This window comes from Microbacterium sp. M3, assembly GCF_033548675.1.
Classification (GTDB): Bacteria; Actinomycetota; Actinomycetes; order Actinomycetales; family Microbacteriaceae; genus Microbacterium; species Microbacterium arthrosphaerae.
Map to the genome: position 1 here is coordinate 281,496 of NZ_JAWTZT010000001.1, position 23,755 is coordinate 305,250.

Consider the following 23,755-nt stretch of genomic DNA (forward strand, 5'->3'; position numbering starts at 1 on the left):
TGCACGCCTGGCGGCGCGTACGGGTTGCATCCGGCGATCGATCTCGGAATCGTGGCCCGTCCGGAACCGCCAACGGAAAGGAAAAGCATGCTCACGCTGACCCAGACCGCCGCCGAGGCCGTCAAGGAGATCGTCGCCCGCGTCCCTCTCGCCGAGGACGGTGGGGTGCGGATCCGCGACACCGGAGGGTCGTCGGGCTTCGAACTGAGCGTCGCCCCCGACCCTCAGCCGCACGACACGATCGTGGTGACGGACGGCGCCCGCGTCTTCCTCGACGAGACGGCTGCCGCCGCACTCGACGACCGCGTGCTCGACGCCGAACTGGCCGACGACGGAGCCGTGCGCTTCGCCATCGCCTCCCAGGGCTGACCTCTGCCGCAGGCCCCGGCATCCGTTCGCGATGCCGGGGCCTTCGTCGTACGGCGCCCGGTGCGCTCGCCACCGAGGTTCAGGTGCGCATGGCCGTGCGATCACCCAGACTGAGAGCGTGAGAGCCCTCGTCTACGACCGGTACGGTCAGCCCGACCAGCTGCGTCTGGAAGACATGCCGCTGCCGGTGCCGGGCGCCGGCGAGGTGCTGATCGAGGTGATGGCGACCTCGATCAACCTCAGCGACTGGGAGTCGCTCACCGGCAAGCCGGCGTACGCACGCATCGGTGGCCTCCGTGCGCCCCGTCGCCGTGTGCTGGGCTCCGACATCGCGGGCGTCATTCACGCGGTCGGCGACGGAGTCGAAGGATTCCGCGTCAGCGACGAGGTCTACGCCGACAACCTGGCCCTGAAAGGCGGCCTGGCCGAGTACGCGATCGCACCGGCGTCGGCTGTCGCGCTCAAGCCCGCCGGTCTCTCGTTCGCGCAGGCGTCGACCATCCCGCAGTCGGGAGCCATCGCTGTGCAGGCCGTCGCACGAGCGGGCGCGGGCGAGCGGATGCTGATCAACGGTGCCGGCGGAGGCACCGGAGCCTTCGCGATCCAGCTGGCGAAAGCGGCCGGCCTCCAGGTGACGGGCGTCGACACCGCTGAGAAGCTCGACTTCATGCGTGCGCTGGGCGCGGACGAGGTCATCGACTATCGCGCTCAGGACTTCACGCGCACCGGACCCTATGACGTCATCATCGACCTCGTCGCGAGCAGGTCGGTCGTCGCGTTCCGTCGCGCGCTCGCTCGCGGGGGCAGATACTTCATGGTCGGCGGGACGACCCGAACGCTCCTCCGCCTCCTCACGCTGGGGCCGCTCGTCGGCAGACTGTCGGGAACGCGGCTCGGCGTGCTCTTCGTGCACGAGGGTCCGGCTCAGTTCACGCCCCTCGCTCAACGGGTTCTGGCGGGCGACGTCGCCGTCCACATCGACACGGTGTTCCCGCTCGAGCAGGCACCTGAGGCATTGGCGCTCCATGGCACGGGGCGCGCTCGCGGAAAGGTCGTCGTCGCCGTGCGGGAGGAATGACTCGGCGCCTCAGGCGACGGGTTCGTCCGGCGCGGACCGTAGACTGTGGAGGCCAGCCTCTGTAGCTCAATGGAAGAGCAGTTCCGTCCTAAGGAAACGGTTGGGGGTTCGAGTCCCTCCAGGGGCACAGTCTATTTTTGCCTCTGACCAGGTATTTCTTCTGTGGTCAGACCACTCGGAATGCGCTTTTGCCCGCTTTTTGCCCGCATTCTGAAAATTCGGTGAGTCGACAATGTCCGGTCTCAACGGCCTGCGCGCGACGTCTGAAGGCGCCAAAATCGGGCGTTTCGAGCGAAATCTGCCTCGTCGAGAAACTGAGCAATCTGCTCTCTGGATCACTGAGGTCGGGCGTAGCGGGTCTGCGGGCCCGCGGGCAGCGCCACGAGCGGCATCTGGTCGTTCAGTCGCGTCGCGACGGCATCCAGATCGTCGTCGAAGAGGTCCGCGTACGTGTCCAGCGTCATCGCCGCGGACGCGTGCCCGAGCATCCGCTGCACCGCCTTCACGTTCGCGCCCGAGCTGATCGCGAGCGACGCGGCGGTATGGCGGAGGTCGTGCGGAGTGAGCCGCGGGATCGATGGAACGAACTCCTGCGCACGCCGGACCGCTTCGCGAACCAGCCCTTGCTGCTCGAGTTCCGCATGTGATTGACGCCGTCGCCGAACAGCAGCCCCTCAGGCCCCTTCCCAGCGCACGCCTGCTCGATCATCGGCGCGAGCCGCTCGGGGTAGGGCACCGAGCGCTTCTCGTGCGTCTTGGGCGTTCCGACGTGGATCTCGTACGCGATCATCACCGCGTTCTCCTCGATGACGAAGCGCCGGCGCAGCTTGTTCACGCTGCGCACCCGGAGCCCCGTAGCTTCGCCCCAGCGAAGGCCGGTGTACGCCAACGTCAGGATGAGCGTCGGATACGCGGAGCACGCCGCCAGCGTCGCGACCTGGTCATGCGTGAGGTAGACCCGACGCTTGCCCGGCCCGCGGCGAGGAAGGCTGCGCACGTGGCGGGCCGGATTGCTCGCGAGTCGTCGATCGTCGATGGCGACGTCGAGGATGCCGGCGAGGACTCCCAGCGCGCGAAGAACGACCGTGCGCGACTTCTGCGTCGCAAGGTCGGACACCCAATCCTGGACTTCGGAGCGGCGGATCGACGAGATCTCTCTGTCGGCCCAGACCGGCGCGACGTGGTTCTTCCATGAGCGCTCGAGTGTCATGTAGTACGAGGGCTTCGACATCGGCGGTTGCTTGGATCGCAGCCAGCTGTCGGCGAACATCCGGACCGGTACCCGCGACGACGACGGGTCGATGTACTCCCCCTTTGACTTCGACACCGTGACCATCGAGAGGTACAGCTTCGCCTCGCGCATCGTCGTGAAGCCGCGCTTCTCTGCCTCGGTGCGGTCGGGCTTGCGATACCGCACGCGGTAGCGGCGGCCCTTCGCCGATTCGTACGGGGTGATGCTGCCCATCTCGACCTCCGCTCGTGCTGACTCGACGGTCAGTATCCGGCCAGTGTCGGACACTGGTCGCGCCTCGTCAACGCGGCCGATTACGGATGTGGACAGATGTCGGAGGACGTCGTCAACTGGCGTTGGTGGGAGGGGCGCCTCCCTCCGACGCCGAGAGTGTAACGATCGTTCGAGTCTCCGTTCTCGCCGCTCACTTCTTGCAGACTCCGCGCTGGCGCGCGTCCCTTAGCAGCCGTTCGACGACGAGCACTGCGCCGCGCCCGATCGCTGGGGCGGCTGATTGTCGGAGTAAGCCGCGGACTGCATCCCGCCGATGCAGTTTCACTAACGACGCGCGAAGAGTTCGTACCTCGACGCGAGTCGATCTCGGTCAGGGCGCGCCGCTCGACTTGATGGCAGCCGAATGTGCCTGCCATGCATGTCCTGTAGGCCGTGGCGAAGCATCGGCCCGTCGACCTCATCGAGTAGCTGTTGGTCGATGCGTACCTCAAAGTCGGGGGTGATGCCCATGAGTGATCGATCGTACGCAGCGTGATGGATCTTGCACATGGCCAAGCCGTTGCTCACGTGCGCGACACCTGCGGCGTCTGCATCGGGCGCGATGTGGGCTGCGTCGAGCAACTCCGAGTGCTTGAGGTCGCACACCGTACACGACGCCGCATACGCGTGAAGGACCTGCGCGCGGAAGATCGGCTGATGAAGTCGCGTGCGCACGATTGTCTCTGCATAGCGACGCTGGTCGTCCGTGTACTTCAGCGGATCCCCAAGAAACGCTAGGCCTTGCTCCAGCGGAAATCGCACGACCCGTTCAACCGGGTCGTTGTCGGCGATGATGATGGGATAGAACGGGACGTAGAATCCGGCGCGGACTCCCTTGAAGTAGACGATCGGGTCTCGATTCGCGACAGCACGCGCGAGCTTCGTGTTGTCGCCGCCGTCCCCCACCCGGTAGTGATACGTCACCCATCCATCGATGCTCTCGGTATCCGCGTAGGGATTGCGGCTGCCGGCCGATGTCATGATCGTCAGAGTGGAAGAGAACGAGGCTGGATTCCGAATGCCTCTCCCGCCCGGGTCCAGAAGCTTGATCGGCTCGCCGTCAAAACTGTAGGACTCGAGTAGTTCTCTAGAGAGTTCGTAGCCGCCGTTCTCGTTGAAGCGCTCGTCGAGCCAACGAAAGACGTCGGCGCGAATCGCGAGCTCCTCAATTCTGGAGCGCATTCCTATCCCTCCGCGATGTCGGCTACGACGAGCACTCGCGTCAGCGGGATAACCGACCGCCACGACTCTGGCAGCTCCGTGTAATTCTCCAGCACCATCGTTACGACATCTTCGCCAGAGAGCAGGCGGAGGCCGGGACGTTGGCGCTCGATCGCGAGAGCATCACGTGAGTACCCGCCAAGAGTCACGAAGAGCAGCAGCTCACCCTGCCCTTGCGTGCCAATCAGTTGTTGCACGTCCGGCGCGCCGACAGTGCCCGTGTGGTGCTTGCACTGGACCTTGATCAGAGGCGGTTCAACACCAAGTGGATCGCGATGTGCGATGACGTCGACGCCGCCATCCTGGGAGTACTGTGTGACCCGAGCCTGGTATCCGAGAGCGCGAAGCAATGCAGCCGCGAACTCTTCGAAGTCCTGGTGGCTCAGTCGTTTGTGAAGCGTCTCGAGCACGAAGTCACGCGTGTGTCGTTCAATCCGTGATGCGCGAGGCTCGTCGATTTCGTCCTCGCTCGCCGTCTGGTCGGCGACCAGATCGATGGTCTTGGCGAGAGCGTCGAGAGATTGCTCTGGGCTCTCGAGTGCTGCGAGGAATTCGTCGATATGCCGTCGGACGCGGAAGACGGCGAGAACCGAGCCAATCTCATACAACGCTGCTTGTGAGAACAACGTTCGAGGGAGGCCAACGCGCTTCCACTCGACATGTCGCCTGTGACGGTGAGCTGACGCCAAAGGCTCGAAGTAGTAGTCGCTGGCAATCACTCCTAAGTTGATCGTCGAGTCCGGCTTGTATGGCGCGACAACCACATCGCCGATCCGCATCTCGTCGCGAAAGCGAGTGAGTACCCCGGCTTGGCCAGCAATTGACCGCACCTTGGCATCAGGTTCGACTGCAGTGAGCGCAGCTTTGATCCCATCACGCCCCGCCGCGATCTGCGTCAGGTCGGTCAGGTCATCCCAGCCAAGGCTGATGAAGCCCTCGTCGACAAGCTCGGTGGTCAATGTGTTGTTATGTACGCCCCACACATTCACGTGGCGGATCCCCCTCCCGTGGTCCTTTCGACCGACTTGGACTTCAGGTACTCGTATAGCATCGCCGGCAGCGCCTTCCCCAGTTCAGCGAACAGGCCGCTGTCGCTAAGCATGTCGTCGATGAACGCCGGAGTCTCCTCACGCACCTCCACCACTGCCTTGGTGAATGCCTTGGGCAAAGCCGGCGACTCAGCAAATTGCTGCGGCGTGTTGACTTCCGCCTGCCGAGCGAGGTGGTAATCGAGCGCGAGCTTGCCCACGATGTGGTTCATGGTGATGTCGATGACGCCGACGCCGTACTTGTCGCCGAGGCGTTCGTTGAGCTTGTTGATGATCTCTTCGAGCGCGGACCGGTGTTTCTCGTGGATCGCGCCCGACCCGATGGCTGTAATCGGATCTAGCCCCGGCCCCTGCTCAAGATTGAGCTTTACCGCTTCGCCCGCGCTGATCTTGTAGCCGACCAACGTCACATCCGAGATATCGACCGGTTCGAGGATCGTCGCGGTAGACAGTTGCGGGAGAATTCGGCGGAAGAAGTAGTGCCGGCGAGGCAGATCGGTGTCTTCGAGGTTGCGGGCTTGGGAGATGAAGTCGTAGAACTTCACGAAGTTCCCCACATCGGATTTGAAGAGCCTCAGTTCGTCCTGCTCAGACTTGTCGTTATCCAGCACCGCGGCGATCCAGCGCTTCTGGAACCGATCCACCGCCGGCGCGGTCGCCGCCGACACCTTCGAGTTCGCGCTCACGCCACCAGCCAACGCCGCATTGAAGGCCTGCTCGACCTCTGCCATGTTGTAGATCCCGGCAGAGTCGAGCTTTACCACCAGGTCGTAGATGAGGTTCGGGTCGGTCGTCGCAGTGAGCGTCGCCTTCCGGTAGTACGGCAGGAACGCATCCAGCACGTCGACCGGGTCGTTGACGAAGTCGAGGACGAACGTCTTGTCTTTGCCCGGGTAGGTGCGGTTCAGTCGGGACAGTGTCTGCACGGCCTGCACACCGCCGAGCTTCTTGTCGACATACATCGCGACCAGACGGGGCTGGTCGAACCCGGTCTGGAACTTCTCCGCCACGATCATCACGTTGTACGTTGCCGGCTTGAACGCCTCCGCAAGATCCGACGGCACACCGGGGTTCTGGGTCCGCTCGGTCAGCCCCTCTCCGACATCGTCCGGGTCTTCGACCGTCCCCGAGAACGCGACCAGCGACCGCACCCCAAGCACGCCCGAATCGACGACGTACTTATCGAGGTACTTCTTCCATCGCACCGCTTCGATACGCGAACCGGTGACGACCATCGCCTTCGCCTTGCCGTCCAGCAGCGGCTGGACGAACGCGCGGAAGTGGTCGACGACGATCTTCGCCTTCTGGCTGATGTTCGTCGGATGCAACCGCACGTACTGCACCAGCGCCTTCACCGCGGTCGACTCATCGACCTCCCCGGCCCCGTCGTACTCCGAATCGGGATGCTGCAGCTTCCACGCCACCTTGTACGGCGTGTAGTTCTGCAACACATCGAGGATGAACCCCTCCTCGATCGCCTGCTGCATCGAATACAGATCGAACGGCTCCGGCAGATCGCCACCCTCCGGCACCCGGCCGAACAACTCCAGGGTCTTAGCCTTCGGGGTCGCGGTGAACGCGAAGTACGAAATGTTCGGGGCGGATGCGGTGACCTCCATCGCCCACTGCAGGTACGCGTCCGAATCGATCGGGGCACCTTCGGCGACCGCGGCCTGCTCGTCCGGGGACAGCACCTTCGTCAACGCGCCCGCGGTCGACCCGGTCTGCGACGAGTGCGCCTCATCGGCGATGACCGCGAATCGGCGCCCCTGCAACGCGGGGAGGGTCTGGATCGCGGTGATCAGTGCCTCGAACGATTGGATCGTCACGATCACGATGTTCTTGCCACCGGTCAGCGCCGCGGCGAGCTGCTTCGACTTCGACTCGCCCGCATCCTTTGTGATCGACTGCACCACCCCGGCCTGCTTCTCGAACTGCGAGATCGCATCCTGCAGCTGCTTGTCCAGCACGGTCCGGTCGGTGACCACCACGACCGTGTCGAACACCCGCACGTTCTGGTCGTCGTGGAGCTGGGAGAGGCGGTGTGCCAGCCAGGAGATCGAGTTCGTCTTCCCCGACCCTGCCGAGTGCTGCACCAGGTACCGATTGCCCGGCCCCTCCGCCCGCGCAGCCTCGACCAGACGGGTCACGGCCCGCCACTGGTGATACCGCGGGAACAGCACCTTCTCCGACCGAGTCTTCTTGCCGGTGTCGGGGTCGACATCGACCTCGACCTGCAGGTGCACGAACGACCCCAGCAGCTGCAGCCAGGTGTCGCGCTGCAGGATCTCCTCCCAGAAGTACGCGGATGCCGACCCATCCGGGTTCGGCGGGTTCCCCGCACCCTCATCGGCGCCCTTGTTGAACGGCAGGAATCGGGTAGCGGCGCCGGCGAGCTTCGTGGTCATCCGCACCTCGGAATTCGACACCACGAAATGGACCAGCGACCGCTTCGCGAACCCGAACAACGGCTGACCCGCCGGCGACCGGTCGAACCGATACTGATTCACCGCATTCCCGATCGACTGCGTGAAGTCCGTCTTCAGCTCCACCGTCGCGACCGGGATGCCGTTCACGAACAGAACCAGATCCAACGCATTGTTCGGATGCTTCACCGAGTAGTGCACCTGACGCATCACCCGCACCCGCATCTTCCCGTACGCCTCCAGCGTGTCGGGGTTCTGCGTGGTCGCCGGTCGGAACTGCGCCAACCGGAACTTCACCGCACCCCCATGCATCGGCACCATCGAGAAACCCTCATGCAGGATCCGGATCGTCCCCCCGTTCTTCAACGGATCCAGATCCAGCGACTTCGCCAGACGATTCAGGATGCTGTCGCCCGCGGCCTTGCGCTGGGCCTCGGTGTAAGCGGGGCGGACCACCTTCGCGAACTCGGTCGGCTGCGAATCCTCGAGCCACCCGAGCACGTCCTCGGGGAACAGGGCGAGGTCGCGGTCGTATCCGGCGTCGGACGGCGAGTATAGCCACCCGTTGGTGGCGAGGTGCTCGGCGATCTCGTTCTCCAGCACCGACTCGAGATGCGCCCCAGCGACACCACTCACACCGCCACCCCCACATCGATCTTCCCCGTCACGGCAGCCGAAATCAGTGCGGCTCGACGGTCGCGCGCCAACGCGATGCCACGGCGAGCGATCCCGATCGCATTATCGATCGCGGCGACTTGCTCGCCGACTGCGTCGCTCACACGGCGCTGTTCCTCGAGGCTCGGTAACCAGATGGGCGCCGACCGAAGCAAGGGCAGGCGAATGTTGGTCACCGTGGAACCGTTTGCGGCTAACTCGAAGTAGCTCTGCACTTCGCGCGAGTACAACTGCCAGAGCAGGAACTGTCCATCGGCCTTCGCCGAATCGATCCGCAACAGCACCATCCTCTGGCCCAAGCAGATCTCGGCGGAGGGGACCATGCACGCTTCGCCAGCTGGCGCTTCCCGCGTGAACAACACGTCCCCCCGACGCGGTCCCAGCGAGCCGTTCCGGCTTCGCCAAGTCGCTTCACTGACGGTCAGTCCCTGCCCGGGCACGTAGACGCCGGCCCGGACCGATGCGGTTCGCACAGCTTCGAAGTCGCCATCGTCGTCGACCTCAGGAGTGGTGTGAGGACAGTCGACGACTGCCTCGCATGCATGCGATAGCCGCGCGTTGGGCTCTTCCCTGGCGAAGGGTGCGTTCACAGCAGCAGCACGGCGTTCGTTAAGGAGGGTGATGAGTTCCTCGTTCTTCGCGATGAACGCGTCGATCTGTGCCGTCTCCCGATCCAGATAGTCCGCAATCGCCCGCTGCTCCTCGACCGGTGGTGTCAACACTGGGAGTCGCTTCAGGTCGCTGAATCCAATCGACTGCCTAAGACCCCCACCCATCGAGTAGAACACCTTCATCAGGTCGATCGCGCGGAACTGGTAGGCCATGAATCGCGGATCGACGTTCCGCAGGGCAAGAGCCAGGTACGCAGACGTGATGATGCCGGTCTCACGGACGAGCGCACTGCGCAGGCTGCGCTGATCGTTCTGGAGGTCGGTCATCCGCAGCACGATGTCGTCCGGCCTCACGATCTGGTAGGTCTCGAACGACGCAGGCAACAAGCCCTCATTCGTCTCGATGTCTTTGCGGACGATGCGTCCGTAGCTCAGCGAAAGAAGGTTGGTCTCCGACAGGCCCTTGTTCGGGATCTTCCGTTCGGAGGCGATCCCGTAGAGCGGAACGGCATCCCATCGTTCAGGAATCGCTCCGAACCACCCTGCGGTCGTCACCGCTCGACCTCGACGAGCATTGCGCGGAGTTGGTCCATGACGGCGTCGAGGTCTCGGTCGATCTCCTCAAGAGGGCGGGGCGGGACGTACTGGTAGAAGTGGCGGGTGAAGGGGATCTCCGCGCCTTCCTTGGTCCTGGCGTGGTCGACCCAGGCATCGGGCGCGTACGGGAGGACTTCCCGGGCAACGTAGGCGTCGACCTCCTCGTCCCACGGCACGTTCTCGGTGTCGCGAAGCGACGCATCCGGCTCCGGGTTCCCCTTCGCGTCGGTGCAGGTGTCGGCGGTGTCATCCTGCCCACCCAGCTCGGTCGTCATGGTCTTGAGGAGTGGGGCAGGGAGGGTGAGGCCCTCAGCTTTCGCCGCGTCCTTCAGCACCTTCTGGAACTCGGTGCGGTTCTTCCACACTGAGTGGGTGCCGAGCCGGTCGAGGGCGGCGCGGAGGGCTGCGGCTTCCGTCTCGTTCAGTTTCTGGATGGCCTTAGCTTCGAAGACGGTGTCGATGCGTTCGGGGGTGGCTTGCCAGTTGAGTCTGAGCGGGCGTTCGACGGTGATGGTGCGATAGAGGAAGTCTTCGTTGCGGAAGATCTTCGAGTGCTCGCTGTCCTCGAATCCGGCGTACAGGCCGACGATGGTCTCGATGTTCTTCGGGGAGAGCTCGTTGCGTTTGGAGCCGAGGCTCTTGCGGAGCTTGGTGAACATCTCGCGGCCGTCGATGAGCTGTACTCGGCCTTTGCGGTTCTCGTCTTTGCGGTTGGTGAGGACCCAGATGTAGGTGGAGATGCCGGTGTTGTAGAACATGTCTTTCGGCAGTCCGATGATCGCTTCGACGAGATCGTTGTCGAGCAGCCACTTGCGGATGTTCGACTCGCCGCCGCCGGCTCCGCCTGAGAACAGCGGGGACCCGTTGAGGACGATCGCCATGCGGGAGCCGCCGTCTTCGGGTTTGCGCATCTTTGACACCAGGTGCAGCAGGAACAGCATGGCCCCGTCGCTGACGGCGGGGGTGCCGGGGCCGAAGCGGCCCTTGAAGCCGAGCTTGGTGTGTTCGTCGTCGACGTAGGTGCGCTGGTCTTTCCAGTCGACTCCAAAGGGCGGGTTGGAGAGGCCGTAGTCGAACTTCTTATCGTCGAAATGGTCTTCGGTGAGGGTGTCGCCGAGAGCGATGTTGTCGACGTCCTGGCCCTTGATGACCATGTCGGCCTTGCAGATGGCGTACGAGGCGTCATTGTAGTCCTGCCCGTACAGACTCAGCTGGATGCCCGGGTTCAGGGTGCGGAGGTACTCGTCCGCGACGGAGAGCATGCCGCCGGTGCCGGCGGTCGGGTCGTAGATGGACCGCACTACGCCCGACTTCGACAGGGCGTCGTCGTCGAGCGCGAACAGCAGTTCGACCATGAGCTTGATGACCTCGCGCGGGGTGTAGTGGTCGCCGGCGGTTTCGTTCGACTTCTCGTTCGCGAACCGGATCAGCTCCTCGAACACCAGACCCATCTGGATGTTGCTGACCGTGCGAGGGTGGAAGTCGGCCTGCGCGAACTTCTCCGTCACCGCGAACAGCTTGTTCTTCTCCGCGAGCTTGTTCAGTGTCTTCTCGAACTCGAACCGCTCGAAAATGTCCCGCACGTTCGGAGAGAAGCCGGCCAGATAGGACGACAGGTTCGCGCGAAGGTCGGCCGGGTCGGCGACGAGCTTGCCGAAGTCGAACGGAGACGTGTTGTAGAACTGGTGCCCGGCGGCATCCGTCAACTTCATCTGCTGCAGCATCTCCGGTGCCGTCGCGGCGGTCGGGGCGACCCTCAGCACCTCCGCCTTCGTGTCGGCGAGGACGGCATCGAGGCGTCGGAGCACCGTGAACGGGAGAACGACCGACCCGTACTCGGAGGGCTTGAACGGGCCACGCAGAGACTCGGCGATGTTCCAGATGAAGTTGACGTGGTTGACCACGGGTGGGCACTCCTGCTGCAGTAACGAACACACGCGGCATCGACGCCGCGAACTCTCCCATCCTGGCCTATGAGGACCGCACGTCCGGGACGACGTCATTGCGGCAGCAAGTTCTTGAGTTGTCTTAGCGATGCTTCCTCGCTGAGCACTCCGCCAAGTTACTAGCAAGGTCGGCGCGAGGTCATCCATTTGATTTCAGGAGGTGGTCGGCTGCCCGATCGCCGATCCACATCCGGGCATCGCCCCATGCGGTCCGTCGCGAGCGGGGCTACGTGGGCGCGATCGGACGATGAGCGAAGAGAAACCTGCTACCTCGCTTCTGGAACTATTGTGCGTGTGCTATCGCAGCATTCTCATTGCGTTGACGATCACGATCAGGTCCTTGCCTACTTGCTCGCGCAGCTGTTGCGCTTGCTTCGCCGACTTAGGCTTGTGGGTCACTGCGTTGCGATTGGGCCGGACACGCGCGATAGCCTGTGTAACCCGGCTCTCGACCTGCGTGGGGCCAGCTAGCTGTTGAAAGGCGAGTTCAACTCCTCCGAGAGTGAGCTTTGAGACCTTGTCCTCCGTGTAAAAGACCTGCTTGCCCTTGTCGCTCGCAAACGTTGCACCTGCCCGGACCCGCTTGATCAAGTGCCGACGGGCAGCCTCCTCCAACTCAAGACAAGCCTCCTTATACGCCTCCCGCCAATGGCCATCCGCAAACAGACCTTTCGCTGTTGCGAGCTTCTTCGCTAGCGGCCCAGAGACCGCCGGGAACTCAATGGGCAATGACAGATCCTTGGCTGGACAGAGTTCAGTTACCTCGCTGCCAGAGATCAGGTGAACACCCACCCCGAGGGTTTTCAAATGTGCCAGATCGGATGTCGCGACAGTTCTTCCGTTGGCAACTACGACAACGAACCGAGTGTCGGTTGACGAGGCTTTGCCGTAGCGTACCCAGTCCTCAGCTCGGCCTCGATTGACCTTCGAAGCGATCTCGTAGAAGCACTCCTCTCCGGTCCCGCGGGTGGCTTTCAAGACCGGCGTGTTCGGGTACTCCAGTTCATAGGGCTCGGCTTTCACTTTGTAACCCTGGGATTCGAGCCACGCTGAGTAGGCGAGCACAGCACCCAACACATCTTCGGGCACGGCGACAAAGTCGCTGACGGTCAACGGCATGATTAGTCGCCCAGCACGGCGTCGAGGAGATCCCGCAGGCTCCGCAGCGACCTAATGACACCTTCGGACATGGTCTCTGCCCCAAGCAGGCTCGACACGTTTTCCTGCAACCGCTGGGCAGCGAGATCCAGGTTGTGCTCTTGCTCCGCCCGCTCCACCGTTGCGGCAAATGCGTCTCGCACAGTGAAGGTCGGGTCGGCGATCAGCCTGTCGACGCTGCGCTCAACGGTTGACGCGGGTACGTCACCTCGCTCAACCCCGCGCGCCATTCGCGAGAGCAGGCGCGGCTCGACCGTGCTGGTGAGTGCGCCGGCGCGAAACTTCTCGATAAGCGCGACTTCGAGGTCGGTCTTTCGCGATTCACTGATCACATGCTGTTTGGTGAGTGCCTTTGCACCGCGCGTCACCTCGAGAAGGTGATCCACGGTCAGAGTTTGCTCCGACCTCGGCCGCTCCTGCTCAGCCGTGATGATGTCGAGGTAGCGGTCTGGCAGATTGAGGATGTTCTTGAGTCGGCGCACCTCTCCTCTGCTGAGGCTTGCGAGCTGCGCTAGCTGTGCCTCCGTCGGCGAGCGCCCCTCGGTCTTCTCATAGAGGGCCTCAAGGTCACGGAGCTTAAGCGCGGTCGGGAACGGGTCCCAATCCGTGCGCGCATTGTGAATCGCGAACATCATCATGAGGTTCTGCATGCGGCTGGGCTCTGGCTGCACGATTATGGGAACTCGGTGCAGGCCGAGCTTCTTCGAGCACCGCCAACGCCGCTCGCCGTCTAGGATGACGAGCCCGCCGTCCGAGGCCTTATATACCGTGAGTGGGACCAGGATGCCGTTGGCAGCGATGCTGCTTTCGAGCTCTAGCAACTCCTTCTCCCGAAACACCAGGCGCGGGTTCTCAGGATTTGGCCGAATATCGTTCGGGGAGGCTACTTGAACGTTGGCTGTGTTCTCCACGGTTATGGTCTTCCGATCATTAGAACCTCCGACGTACGGCCCCTCTTCTCTTTTGAAGCCGCGAGTGTCGACGATCTCTCCAGGACGATTGTTTCAAAGTCAGGATAGAGGGCCGTGACAGAATCATGATGCGCGTTAGTTACCAGCACATAGGAACCGCGAGATACTGCGGCTCGAGCTGCGGCCGCTAGACGCTCCTGGTCGGACCACGAGAAGATCTTCTCGTTGTACGCGATGAATCCGTTGTTGTTGTGGGACGTCACGTACGGCGGATCGATAAACGCCAAGTCGCCTCGGCTCGAACGGGCAAGCACATCTGCAAAGTCGCCGTGAGTGATCGTCGCGTCTGCGTCGTTCAGCGTTCTGCTGACTTCTTCGAGGTTCTCAAGATCACAGATGAAGCCGCTCTTCGGCGCGCCCCAGGGGACGTTGAACTCGCCGCGGAGGTTGACCCGATACAACCCGTTGAACGCGCCCTTATTTAGATAGATGAACCGACCGGAGCGCTGCAAGTAGCCTCCGCCTCGCTCGGCGCGTGCCTCGTAATATGAGACCTTGTCCAGCGGCCTTCTGGTCGCTTCGCGATGCACTCCCATCGGATTGCGCTTGACGGCGCGCCAGGTATCAACGAGCGGCAGGCACGCATCATTCAGATACGCGGAGGAGGGGCGAAGATGCAGAAACAGAGAGCCACCTCCGAGGAAGGGCTCGAAGTAGCGATCGAACGACGATGGTAGGTGTGGTTTGATCTGCTCCAGAAGCTTACGTTTCGACCCTGCCCAACTGATGAAAGGTTGCGCGGTTCTCCGGGTCGGTGCCTCACTCAACGGGACAACGCTAGAAACCACTGACACGCTGGTGCCCTGCCGTCTGTGAATGCCGCACTAGATCACAGTATCCTGAGCCTCAGACGCGCCGGTCCAGCCGCGATGATGTCGCCGTGGTGAGCCGCTTGGAAACCCTGCGAATCACCCAATCTGTCCCCTTCCGAGCGTCGCTCGTCTCGGGAGCGCAGGCGACCGCAGATCGAGCGTCCTGCCCGAGACAGACGCACTTGTTTTGGAAGGGTGGTGATTACATGCCAGCGCGTTTCGGGATGGTGGGTGACGCGGTCATGATCCCTGCCTGCGGGCCTGCGTCAGTACCGTGTCAGTGGCGTAGTCGGGACCCGCACGCCGCCGCAGCGACTGGCCCTGAGGTCGAGATTTCGTGACTCGACTCGCGGCCTGCCGGACCGGAAGCCGGTCGGGTCTGCTGCACGAGTAGGTGACACCTGATCTGTGGTGCCATGAGGTGCCGCTGGGAGGATGTCACTATGCCCAAGCCCTATCCGCGCGAGTTCCGGGACGACGTCGTGCGCGTTGCTGTGAACCGCGAGCCTGGTGTTCCGTTGCGTCAGATCGCGGCGGGCTTCGGGATCAGCGAGACCTGCCTGCAGAACTGGGTCCGCCAGGCCGCCGTCGAGTCCGGCGCGAAGCCGGGCGTGAGCCGGGCCGAGGCCGACGAGGCCCGTGAGCTGCGTAAGCGGGTCCGGCTGCTGGAGCAGGAGGACGAGGTGCTGCGCCGTGCGGCGGCATACTTCGCGCAGGCGCATCTGCCGGGAAATGACCTACCCGCTCGTGAGAGAGCTCGCCGCTGACGGGGTCCCCGTCTCGGTGACGTGCCGGGTGCTCAAGCTCGCCCGCCAGCCCTACTACCGCTGGCTGAATCAGCCGATCACCGAGTCCGAGCTCGTGGAGGCGTATCGCGCGAACGCCCTGTTCTACGCCCATCGCGACGATCCCGAGTTCGGGCATCGGCTGCTGCCGACGAGGCCCGTGAAGCCGGTGAGTTGATGGCGGATCGGACCGCGTGGAAGATCGCGTCGGTCAACGGCTGGTGGTCAGTGTTCGGCAAGCGCAAGGCCCGCGGCAAGGGCAAGAAGGCCGGCCCGCCCGTCCACGATGATCTCGTGCAGCGCGAGTTCGTCGCGGACGCGCCGAACCGGCTCTGGCTGACCGACATCACCGAGCACCGCACCGGCGAGGGCAAGCTCTACCTCTGCGCGATCAAGGACGTGTTCAGCAACAAGATCGTCGGCTACTCGATCGACTCCAGGATGAAGTCCCGCCTGGTCGTCAACGCGATCAACAACGCCTCCGCGCTGCGCGGCGACGTCGCCGGGTGCGTGGTCCACAGCGACCGAGGCAGCCAGTTCCGCAGCCGGAAAGCGATCAGGGCGCTGGCTCGTCACCGCATGGTCGGATCGATGGGCAGAGTCGGCGCGGCCGGCGACAACGCCGCGATGGAGAGCTTCTTCAGTCTGCTGCAGAAGAACGTCCTCAATCGGCGATCCTGGGCCACTCGGGAGAAACTACGCATCGCGATCGTCATTTGGATCGAACGGACCTACCACCGCCGCCGCCGCCGCCGAGCCAGACTCGGCCGTTTGACGCCGGTCGAGTTCGAGACCATCATGAACCAGACCCTGGCCCTCGCGGCCTAACCCAAACTGTCACCTATCCGTGCAGCAGACCCATCTGCACTGCGAGGCCGCGTACGTGTGCTCCGCAAAAGGTACCTGTTTCAGCTTGTGGGCGCTCACGTTCTCAGTCGTGGCCAGCGCCACAGGGTCGACAAGGTCCCACTCACGAGGCTGGGGATGTAGATCCCACCTGCGATGGGGGTGCTCGATCGCTCGGCACCGCGAATGACCGGGTCCACAGCGCCGCCGAAAACGTGCGAGGAGTGCTCCGGACTACGGACCGCCGTGCACAGCTCGATGTGATGCTGAGCTTGGCGCAGGAGAGCCCGCCTCCGGCGAGGCGGGAAGATGGCATGATAGGCGCGCACCTAACATCCGTGGAGATTGTGTGTTCGAGAGGCTCAGTTCCGCCGCTGCGCGACGCCTGAGAACGTGGATCCACCGCGTATCTGAGGTTCTTCCCGTCGAGCGCTCCACTCATTGGGTCTCGCTTGACGTCGTCGATAAGGGAGCCGGCGCCGCCATGGTCAAAGCATGAATCCCGCCGCTGGCCTTAACAACGCCTACGTAGTGTCCGGGGCAGGTTTGCGAGAGGTGGCGCCGGGCGCGCTCGGCTCCGACCTCCTTCAGCCCGACAGTCGTGCGATCGTCCTTCGTTACTTCCCCGATGCGCCGAGCCGGGAGGACATAGACGCGCATGTTCTAGCCCTCGAACTACAACTCCAATTGGGAAGCGCCACCAGGAAGCACGCCCAGGTATCGACCATTGGCTTCATGGGCCGCTCGCGCGACGCCCTTCACGTGGCGCATGTTGTGAGCCGTCCGGAGCTCCTGTTCGTCGGCGTCGCGCTAATCGGTACGTTGCCCAGCCCGTGGGACAGCTCCACCCCTTCCCTGGGTGATTCTTCCATTCGATCGACCGTCCTTCGGCTCGCCCGAGCCATGCGTGACCCTTTGGATTGGGAACGTGTTCCCGATGCCTTGGCGTCCGCACTTGAGGAGTCCAGCGTCCACGTCGTCGACGCCACATCGGATGCAGTAGTGCAAGCGCTGGCTGACGCTGGTTCCGGGCCTGGGGAGTACCAGCCAGGCGATCACGGGGCGGGCTTTCATCATGCGATCGCGAGTAGAGTACGGCTTCAACGAGCACTCTTTCTGCTTCGGCACGAGGGCGTACGGGACACGGCGACTGCTCAGTTGGAGGCAGCTATCGCAAGCACCGATGCCGCAGTCGCCGCCCTAGCGAGCGTCACCAACATTCGCTTGAGCGAACAGATCCAACAGGCAAATCGCAGCCGGCTCATCGAAGACGAACGTGCCCAGGAGCGCGACCGCCTCCTCGCCAGAGTCGGAGCGGCGTTGCTTCTTCCGTCCATATGGTTCTCCTACCTGGGCATGAACCTGTTGCCAACCGCTGTCTGGGGCATCCCCCTTCAGAAATGGTGGGTCGCTATCGTGGTGGCCCTTCTGGGTCTAGTGCTGGCATGGGTAGGTTGGCGGGCGGCGGAGTGGCTTACGAAACGAGTCAGAACGAAAGAGGAGAAGACGTGATCGAATCCCCGATGACGTTCGACCAGTTGGTCGAAATGGTCGGCTCGGCCAGTACACGGACGGCGGTCCTCGCGGATCCATTGGTCATCCGCAGCGGGCTTGAGGGCTTCATCGAGCCGAGCTTTGTGACAGGCGAGTCAATCGACGAGTTATCCAAAGGACGAGTCCTCCTCGTTGCGGCACCTGCCGCCGTCGGAAAGTCTGTGCTGGCCCGCGAGTTGGGGCTGCGCACGGGGAATCCTCTGGTGGATCTAGCCGGACGACGGATCGGTGAAGCGTTCTTCACCGGAGCCCTCGCACGTCAATTGGGCGGTCAACAGGCATTGGAGCTCGTCGCGGAACTTCATGCCGGTCGAGCGACGCTCATCATCGATTCTGCAGATGAGGCCCTGGTCGGGAACGGCCCTCAAGATTATGGAGTCGCGATCCAGGACCTGGCCGACCTAATCGGAGCGGGTGCTCTCGGGCGGCCTGCAGCGGTCATTCTTGGCCGTCCGGATACGATCGATGAAACGGCGCGAGTCCTTGAACAGACGATAACTCCAGTGTCTCGGATCGACGTGGCGTTCTTTACAGAGGATCAGGCGAGGGCCTTCGTTCGGCTCAAGGCTCTCGGACCAAAAGGTTCTGGCCCCGCCCAGGAACTCCAAGATTTCCTTGGCGCGTTCTTCGATCTCGTTATGGATGCGCTTGGGGCAAGTGAGTGGCTACAGGCCAACTCGTTTGTTGGCTATGCCCCTGTGCTGGACGCGCTTGCAACGTTCTACGACCCCGAAGTAAACATGATGCGCGTCCTGAATGAGATCAAGCGAGCTGGTACGACCGAGCACGTCTGGGGCCTTTTGATACAGATCATCCAGAAGGTGCTCGATCGCGAGACGGACAAGTTCGCGAAGAGCTTTGGGGCTGGAGACGCGGGAAAGACCGACTACGGACGCCTCAGCTACACTCGAGACCTTCAGCTCTCACTATTGATGGCCGACCGCCCCCTCGAGGTTCCAATCACACCGGAGGTGGAACCTGCCGATGAGATGTGGTGGGTCGAGATTGAGTCTCAGATCCGCGAGCAGTTCCGCGTTCATCCGTTCGTTGCAGGAGGACTCGAGACCCTGGACAACCCGCTCCTGCGATTCACAAATGCGGCCTTTCGAGATTATGTGGTGGCGTCAACGCTGGGGACCACAGATCCCATCCGCGCGAGGGTGATTCGTGATAGCTGGTGCGATCCGGCCGTCGCCCCTTCCCCAATCCTCATGCGTCTCGCGCTGTCGAAGGAGATGGGTCTGGACTCTGTCAATTCGACGGCGGTAACACTCCTCGTGGCGTCACATGCTGCCGAATTTCGGGATGATGTCCAACTATGTGTGGAAGAACGGACCTCGGGCCAGCAGGATGGTGGCGCTCTCGTCGAGGCGCGACTCGTGGAGGCCGGAATCGACGTTCACGTCGTCACTTCGCAGTTTGCCCCGGGCGAGGCATTGTACCTCGCTCAGGCGATCGCTCGAACGGAACTCAATGTTCCGTCGCTTCGGGTAGTTGCCGGAGAAGGAGCGCAGGAGTTCTCCGTAGGGCCCCTCGCGGACATCACTTGCGAGGAATTCGCCTCGGAGGCGCCTGAGTTGCGGCTGCGACCCAACCTCGACGACCAGCCGTCGTTCATCGAGACTCACCGAATCAGTGGTGTTACGCGACGCGTCGTACCGTCGAGCGCTTCCCTCCTAAAGCTCATCACGTCAGAGACGTCTTACCCGTGGACTACCTTCCGCGCCTCGAGACCTTCAGATGGAACGGTAACACCGCAGATCTGGGCAGCCGCTGCAGCTCTTCAGACCAACGCGCGCTGGTTCATCAAGCAATCAATGGTGAAGGGCGATCCTAACTACCCCGCTCATGTGATGGACACGATTCTGGCGAAGGGTCGGGCGAGCCGTGCCGCGCATGACTTCGGGGTCGAGCGCCATGTCATCTCGAGGGAGGACGGGGTCTACTTCCTACGCCTTGCGGACTTTTCCATCCGGGACATCGTGGACTTCAACCTTGACAATGCGGGCTACCGCGTCTTCTTGGCAGACTTCGCTGACTGGGCAGAGCAGAAGGGCATCTCGTTGTAGGGTAGCGGAGTTGCCGTAACGACGCTTGATCGTGCGGTAGTCGACGCCGACGAGCTTCCCGCCATCCTTCATGGGCAGGGTAACCCAGTTCGATGATGAGATCCTCAAGGCAGGCGACGGCATCGCTGGCTGTTCTCGGACGTCGTCGGATGTCGCAGTGCTTCCGGAAGCCCGCGTAATTCCGCGGCAGTTGTCGTCCGACGTCGCTATGCAAAGGCTCAAAACGTGCTCGAGACCCTCCAGGGGTCCTACTTCTTTGTCTGCGGCGATGCCGTCGACCCGATCATCCGGCGCGCGGACGGCGTGCCGGTGATCGACGTGGCAGGCCACAACTTCGTGCTCGACACCGATGACGCGCCCGACACCGTGCATCCCAGCCTGTGGCGGCACGCGCAGGTGAACCAGCCCCACGGGCTGTTCGAGGTGACCGCCGGGATCTATCACAGGTGCGCGGGCTGGATCTGTCGAACATGACGATCGTCGAGGGCGACGAGGGCATCATCGTCATCGACCCGCTTGTATATGCCGAGACCGCCGCGGCGGCCCTCGATCTGTACCGGGCGCACCGCGGCGACCGACCCGTCAAGGCGCTCATTTACACCCACAGCCACGGCGACCACTACGGCGGGGCGAAGGCGGTGCTCAGCCAGGAGCAAGTGGATGCCGGGGATGCCGTAGTCATCGCCCCGGAGGGCTTCCTGTACGAAGCGGTGGCGGAGAACGTCTACGCCGGCAACGCCATGGCCCGCCGTGCCATCTATATGTACGGGCCCCTCATCCCGCCGGGACCGCGAGGTCACGTCAACGCCGGTCTCGCGAACGCACTGTCGAACATGGGAGCGTCCACGCTCATCGCGCCGACCGACCTCATTCGCACCACCGGCGAGAAGCGCACGGTGGACGGCGTGGACATGGTGTTCCAGATGGCGCCGGGCACGGAGGCGCCGGCGGAGTTCCTCGTCCACTTCCCTCAGCGGCGGGCGCTGTGCGCTGCCGAAGACGCCACGCATACGCTGCACAACCTCTACACGCTGCGTGGAGCGCAGGTGAGGGATGCCGCGACCTGGTGGAAGACGCTCAACAACACGATCGAGCTGTTCGGCGCCGACACCGACGTGATCTTCGCTCAGCACCACTGGCCGCGCTGGGGTACGGCCGACATCGTCGCGTTCCTGGAGAGCCAGCGGGATCTGTACAAGTTCCTCCACGACCAGGTGCTGCACCTGGCGAACAAGGGCGAGACGATGCTCGAGATCGCCGAGCAGCTCACGCTTCCGCCGGCGCTGGCAGAGCAGTGGCAGAACCGCGACTACTACGGATCGGTCAACCACAACGCCAAAGGCGTCTACCAGCGGTACCTCGGCTGGTACGACTCCAACCCCGCCCACCTTCACCCCCTCCCACCCGTCCAGGCCGCCACTCGGTACGTCGAGCTCGCCGGCGGGGCCGACGCACTGCTGGCCACGGTGCGCGCGGCGTACGACGACGGTGACTACCGGTGGGCAGCCGAGCTGGGATCTCATCTCGTGTTCGCCGAGCCCGACAACCGGGATGCCGCGCTGCTGCAGGCCGACATTCTCGAACAGCTCGGCTACCAGAGCGAGAACCCGACGTGGCGCAATGAGTACCTGATGGGCGCCCAGGAACTCCGCGGCGGCGTGCGGGACCTCGGGAAGATCGAGCTGGCCACGTTGGACGTGCTCGGTGCGATGCCGCCCGAGATGATCTTCGACTACATGGGCGTCAAACTCGACGGCTCGCGCGCCGCGACCGCATCCTCCCGGATCCAGTGGACCATCCACGACAGCGGGACCAGCTACGCCCTCGAGCTGCGCAACAGCGCCCTCATCTACACCGCGGGCAAGACTCTCGACTCGCCCGACGCCACGGTGCACTCATCGAAGGCGGCCCTGGCCGGCGCCGTGTTCGGCAGCACCCCCGTGGCCGAGGCGGCCGCGAGCGGCGCCATCGCCGTAGACGGATCCGCCGAGGCCCTCGACGAGCTCTTCGCACTCCTCGAGGACTTCCCGTTCTGGTTCCCCATCGTCCAGCCCTGAGCACCCGCAACCCGGCCGGCACCGGCGGCCGGTCCCTGATGCAGAAAGCCACCCCGCCGGCCTGAGCCTCGCGCGCGGGCGCGCCCCGGCGCCCGTCACCTTGCCCTCACCTCCCCGGTGCTCCAGCTCGACCGTGCTCCCGCGCATCCGACGACCGAGGTGCGGGAAACGGATACTCTTGCGCACCCGGGATATCGGCGTAAGGTTGCCGGCATCCGATCGAGGGAGAGGACGATGGGCAAGTTCAGCTATGAATCCGTCGTCAAGGCGGACTTCGAGGACCGCGCGCTCGCGCATCTGCAGATCGCGATGATCGCGAAGCTGCGGCGCGGAGAACCGTTCAACTTCACCTGGAAAGACGATGCGAGCATCGGCGACGGCCGCACCTCGGTATGGGTTCATCCGGCCGCGAATCTCGTCTTCAAGTACTACGGCTCCCGCAGGCCCGCGCTGAATCCGGCGTGGGTCGACGCCCTCTCGTACACCGCGAACCAACCGGGCGGCCTCTATCTCGTGCCCGAGCCGCCGGCGCCGAGCCCGAGCAACGGCGTCGACCACAGAGTTGCGCTCGAGTTGTAGATGGTCGCGGCGCGAGGTGCGAACGGCGAGCGCGGAAGCAGCGCCCTCCGCGACGCGACCGCGCCACGGCCCGACCTGGGCAGTCCTGGTCGAGCAGGCGTCGTGGGGCTCATCGATGAGAGCTTCCGCACCACCTCGACATCGGAAGCCGAGGAGCTGATCGGCCGCGTGTACCAGCGGCCCTCGATCAAAGACACATCCGACCCGTTCGTGTTCCGTCAGCGCACGAGGGGCGACCAGCGGGTCAACATCACGCGGTTCCAGATCAGCTCGCCCGCCGTGACAGCAGTGGAACTCGAGACGGTGGTCGGCGTCGGGAACCTGCGTTCCGGGCAGTACGAGGTTCAGTCCAACGGAGTGCGCGTGGACGCCAGCGGTCCGTTCCTGCTGCGTCCCGGGCAGGCATCCTCCTGGTCGAACGACCTCGACATCGTGATGGTGAACTTCGACCTCGGCGCCCTCTCGCGCTTCGCAACGACGCATGGTCTGGCGTCCGACGGCCGGCTGCGGTTCGATCTGGCCACCCCCTCCCCCGAAGCAGCGAGCACCTGGAACCGCGTGCTCGCGCATGTCACCACCCTGTTCGCCGACGCCGACCTCTTCCGCAACGAGCTCATCCGCACCGGCGCCGTGGATCTGCTGTACTCGGCAGCCCTCGCGACCTTCCTCACCGACCGCTCGACGTCTACGAGTCCCACGCCGGCTTACCGGGGCTCGGTGCGGCGCGCTCTGCAGTTCATCGACGACAACGCGGCATCACCGATCGACGTCGCCGACATCGCTGCGGCTGCGCGACTGAGCGTGCGCGGGCTGCAGGCCGCGTTCCGCCGGGAGCTCGACACCACTCCCGCCGCTCGTCTGCGCACGGTGCGCCTGGCGCACGCCCACAGCGACCTGCTCGCCGCCGACCCCCGTACCGACAGCGTGGCCGCGATCGCCCGACGGTGGGGCTTCGCTCACCTGGGCCGCTTCGCCGCGATCTACCGCGACACCTACCACCAGCTGCCCCGCCAGACCCTCGAGGGCTGAGCGGCCGCCACCCGCCACGCCGCGCCTCACGGGGCGCGGACCGACCGCGCGGACATAATGGACCCATGTCTTCCTCTGTCGAACGTCGCTCCAACCCGGCGGCCTGGGCCGCGTTCTGGTTCGGGCTGGCGGGCCTCGTGCTCATGCCCATCCCCCTGTTCATCGGGCTCATCGTGGGCGGCGGTCTGTCGATCGTCGCCGCGATCTTCGCCGTGATCGGCCTGTTCAAGGGCCTCGCGCGCAACGGCAAGGGCATCGCCCCCGTCGTGTTCGCCGCCATCTTCATCGCGCTGACATGGGGCGGCATCTCGATCGGCGGCGGCACCGTCTGGTGATCCCGCGCCGGTGGTCTTCGGCGATCGCTGAAGGGTGACCGCACCGTGACGTCATCGGCGGCTCGGACCCCCTGGGTCCGAGCC

The 23,755-nt window shown here is 63.9% G+C and carries 19 protein-coding genes, 1 tRNA gene and 1 pseudogene; 11 read left to right on the forward strand and 10 right to left on the reverse strand.

Going from position 1 to position 23,755, the window contains the following annotated elements; translation table 11 throughout:
- The first annotated feature begins 87 nt into the window (after positions 1-87).
- The 3 genes from R8Z57_RS01245 to R8Z57_RS01255 all read left to right on the forward strand — a co-directional run bounded on the left by R8Z57_RS01245 (position 88) and on the right by R8Z57_RS01255 (position 1,574).
- Positions 88-369, forward strand: coding sequence for a Fe-S cluster assembly protein HesB (locus tag R8Z57_RS01245; RefSeq protein WP_318351942.1), 282 nt, complete (start codon positions 88-90; stop codon positions 367-369).
- Between the two features lie 118 nt (positions 370-487).
- A complete protein-coding gene (locus tag R8Z57_RS01250; protein ID WP_318351943.1) occupies positions 488-1,447 on the forward strand; it encodes an NAD(P)-dependent alcohol dehydrogenase in 960 nt (319 codons plus the stop codon).
- Between the two features lie 55 nt (positions 1,448-1,502).
- Positions 1,503-1,574: transfer RNA gene (locus R8Z57_RS01255), tRNA-Arg, on the forward strand.
- Positions 1,575-1,782: 208 nt separating this feature from the next.
- Here R8Z57_RS01255 and R8Z57_RS01260 read toward each other — a convergent pair.
- From R8Z57_RS01260 to R8Z57_RS01305, 10 genes are all read right to left on the reverse strand, one after another.
- The gene (locus tag R8Z57_RS01260; protein ID WP_318352703.1) at positions 1,783-2,067 is read right to left on the reverse strand and encodes a tyrosine-type recombinase/integrase; all 285 of its coding nucleotides are present in this window, start codon (positions 2,065-2,067) and stop codon (positions 1,783-1,785) included.
- The gene (locus R8Z57_RS01265; RefSeq protein ID WP_318351944.1) at positions 1,950-2,912 is read right to left on the reverse strand and encodes a phage integrase central domain-containing protein; all 963 of its coding nucleotides are present in this window, start codon (positions 2,910-2,912) and stop codon (positions 1,950-1,952) included. The genes R8Z57_RS01260 and R8Z57_RS01265 overlap by 118 nt, the downstream gene beginning before the upstream one ends.
- Before the next feature lie 324 nt (positions 2,913-3,236).
- Positions 3,237-4,133 carry an HNH endonuclease gene (locus R8Z57_RS01270; RefSeq protein ID WP_318351945.1) on the reverse strand — a complete coding sequence of 299 codons (897 nt, stop codon included), beginning with the start codon at positions 4,131-4,133 and terminating at the stop codon, positions 3,237-3,239.
- 2 nt (positions 4,134-4,135) lie between these two features.
- The gene (locus R8Z57_RS01275; RefSeq protein WP_318351946.1) at positions 4,136-5,161 is read right to left on the reverse strand and encodes a restriction endonuclease; all 1,026 of its coding nucleotides are present in this window, start codon (positions 5,159-5,161) and stop codon (positions 4,136-4,138) included.
- The gene (locus R8Z57_RS01280) at positions 5,158-8,250 is read right to left on the reverse strand and encodes a type I restriction endonuclease subunit R (protein WP_318351947.1); all 3,093 of its coding nucleotides are present in this window, start codon (positions 8,248-8,250) and stop codon (positions 5,158-5,160) included. Before R8Z57_RS01280 ends, R8Z57_RS01275 begins: the two co-directional genes overlap by 4 nt.
- Positions 8,251-8,279: 29 nt before the next feature.
- Positions 8,280-9,488, reverse strand: a complete 1,209-nt coding sequence (locus tag R8Z57_RS01285) for a hypothetical protein (protein WP_318351948.1) — start codon at positions 9,486-9,488, stop codon at positions 8,280-8,282.
- Positions 9,485-11,434: a class I SAM-dependent DNA methyltransferase gene (locus R8Z57_RS01290; protein ID WP_318351949.1), complete on the reverse strand. Its 1,950-nt coding sequence runs from the start codon at positions 11,432-11,434 to the stop codon at positions 9,485-9,487. The genes R8Z57_RS01285 and R8Z57_RS01290 overlap by 4 nt, the downstream gene beginning before the upstream one ends.
- A 339-nt stretch (positions 11,435-11,773) precedes the next feature.
- The gene (locus R8Z57_RS01295; RefSeq protein ID WP_318351950.1) at positions 11,774-12,595 is read right to left on the reverse strand and encodes a hypothetical protein; all 822 of its coding nucleotides are present in this window, start codon (positions 12,593-12,595) and stop codon (positions 11,774-11,776) included.
- Between the two features lie 2 nt (positions 12,596-12,597).
- Entirely contained in the window at positions 12,598-13,545 is a 948-nt protein-coding gene (locus R8Z57_RS01300) for a ParB/RepB/Spo0J family partition protein (protein WP_318351951.1), read from the reverse strand.
- 2 nt (positions 13,546-13,547) lie between these two features.
- On the reverse strand, positions 13,548-14,372 hold the full coding sequence (locus tag R8Z57_RS01305) for a Dam family site-specific DNA-(adenine-N6)-methyltransferase (RefSeq protein WP_318351952.1): 825 nt from the start codon (positions 14,370-14,372) through the stop codon (positions 13,548-13,550).
- Positions 14,373-14,860: 488 nt separating this feature from the next.
- Here R8Z57_RS01305 and R8Z57_RS01310 point away from each other — a divergent pair.
- From R8Z57_RS01310 to R8Z57_RS01345, 8 genes and pseudogenes are all read left to right on the forward strand, one after another.
- Positions 14,861-16,030 (forward strand): annotated as a pseudogene (locus R8Z57_RS01310) (IS3 family transposase).
- A gap of 513 nt (positions 16,031-16,543) precedes the next feature.
- A complete protein-coding gene (locus R8Z57_RS01315; protein ID WP_318351953.1) occupies positions 16,544-17,560 on the forward strand; it encodes a hypothetical protein in 1,017 nt (338 codons plus the stop codon).
- The gene (locus R8Z57_RS01320) at positions 17,557-19,671 is read left to right on the forward strand and encodes a hypothetical protein (protein WP_318351954.1); all 2,115 of its coding nucleotides are present in this window, start codon (positions 17,557-17,559) and stop codon (positions 19,669-19,671) included. Before R8Z57_RS01315 ends, R8Z57_RS01320 begins: the two co-directional genes overlap by 4 nt.
- 225 nt (positions 19,672-19,896) lie before the next feature.
- A complete protein-coding gene (locus R8Z57_RS01325; RefSeq protein ID WP_318351955.1) occupies positions 19,897-20,145 on the forward strand; it encodes a hypothetical protein in 249 nt (82 codons plus the stop codon).
- Positions 20,142-21,728 carry an alkyl/aryl-sulfatase gene (locus R8Z57_RS01330; protein WP_318351956.1) on the forward strand — a complete coding sequence of 529 codons (1,587 nt, stop codon included), beginning with the start codon at positions 20,142-20,144 and terminating at the stop codon, positions 21,726-21,728. The genes R8Z57_RS01325 and R8Z57_RS01330 overlap by 4 nt, the downstream gene beginning before the upstream one ends.
- Positions 21,729-21,962: 234 nt before the next feature.
- Positions 21,963-22,307: an ATP-dependent DNA ligase gene (locus tag R8Z57_RS01335; RefSeq protein WP_318352704.1), complete on the forward strand. Its 345-nt coding sequence runs from the start codon at positions 21,963-21,965 to the stop codon at positions 22,305-22,307.
- Between the two features lie 102 nt (positions 22,308-22,409).
- Positions 22,410-23,336 (forward strand): helix-turn-helix domain-containing protein, encoded by a 927-nt coding sequence (locus R8Z57_RS01340; protein ID WP_318351957.1) that lies wholly within the window; start codon positions 22,410-22,412, stop codon positions 23,334-23,336.
- A 65-nt stretch (positions 23,337-23,401) separates the two neighbouring features.
- Positions 23,402-23,671 (forward strand): hypothetical protein, encoded by a 270-nt coding sequence (locus tag R8Z57_RS01345; RefSeq protein ID WP_318351958.1) that lies wholly within the window; start codon positions 23,402-23,404, stop codon positions 23,669-23,671.
- The last annotated feature ends 84 nt before the right edge of the window (positions 23,672-23,755 follow it).

Bases quoted from the DNA above. Each gene is read 5' to 3' on its own strand.
- R8Z57_RS01265 (WP_318351944.1), bottom strand. From the start codon at position 2,912: ATGGGCAGCATCACCCCGTACGAATCGGCGAAGGGCCGCCGCTACCGC.
- R8Z57_RS01295 (WP_318351950.1), bottom strand. From the start codon at position 12,595: ATGCCGTTGACCGTCAGCGACTTTGTCGCCGTGCCCGAAGATGTGTTG.
- R8Z57_RS01335 (WP_318352704.1), top strand. From the start codon at position 21,963: ATGGGCAAGTTCAGCTATGAATCCGTCGTCAAGGCGGACTTCGAGGAC.
- R8Z57_RS01315 (WP_318351953.1), top strand. From the start codon at position 16,544: ATGAATCCCGCCGCTGGCCTTAACAACGCCTACGTAGTGTCCGGGGCA.
- R8Z57_RS01345 (WP_318351958.1), top strand. From the start codon at position 23,402: ATGTCTTCCTCTGTCGAACGTCGCTCCAACCCGGCGGCCTGGGCCGCG.
- R8Z57_RS01245 (WP_318351942.1), top strand. From the start codon at position 88: ATGCTCACGCTGACCCAGACCGCCGCCGAGGCCGTCAAGGAGATCGTC.
- R8Z57_RS01330 (WP_318351956.1), top strand. From the start codon at position 20,142: ATGACGATCGTCGAGGGCGACGAGGGCATCATCGTCATCGACCCGCTT.
- R8Z57_RS01270 (WP_318351945.1), bottom strand. From the start codon at position 4,133: ATGCGCTCCAGAATTGAGGAGCTCGCGATTCGCGCCGACGTCTTTCGT.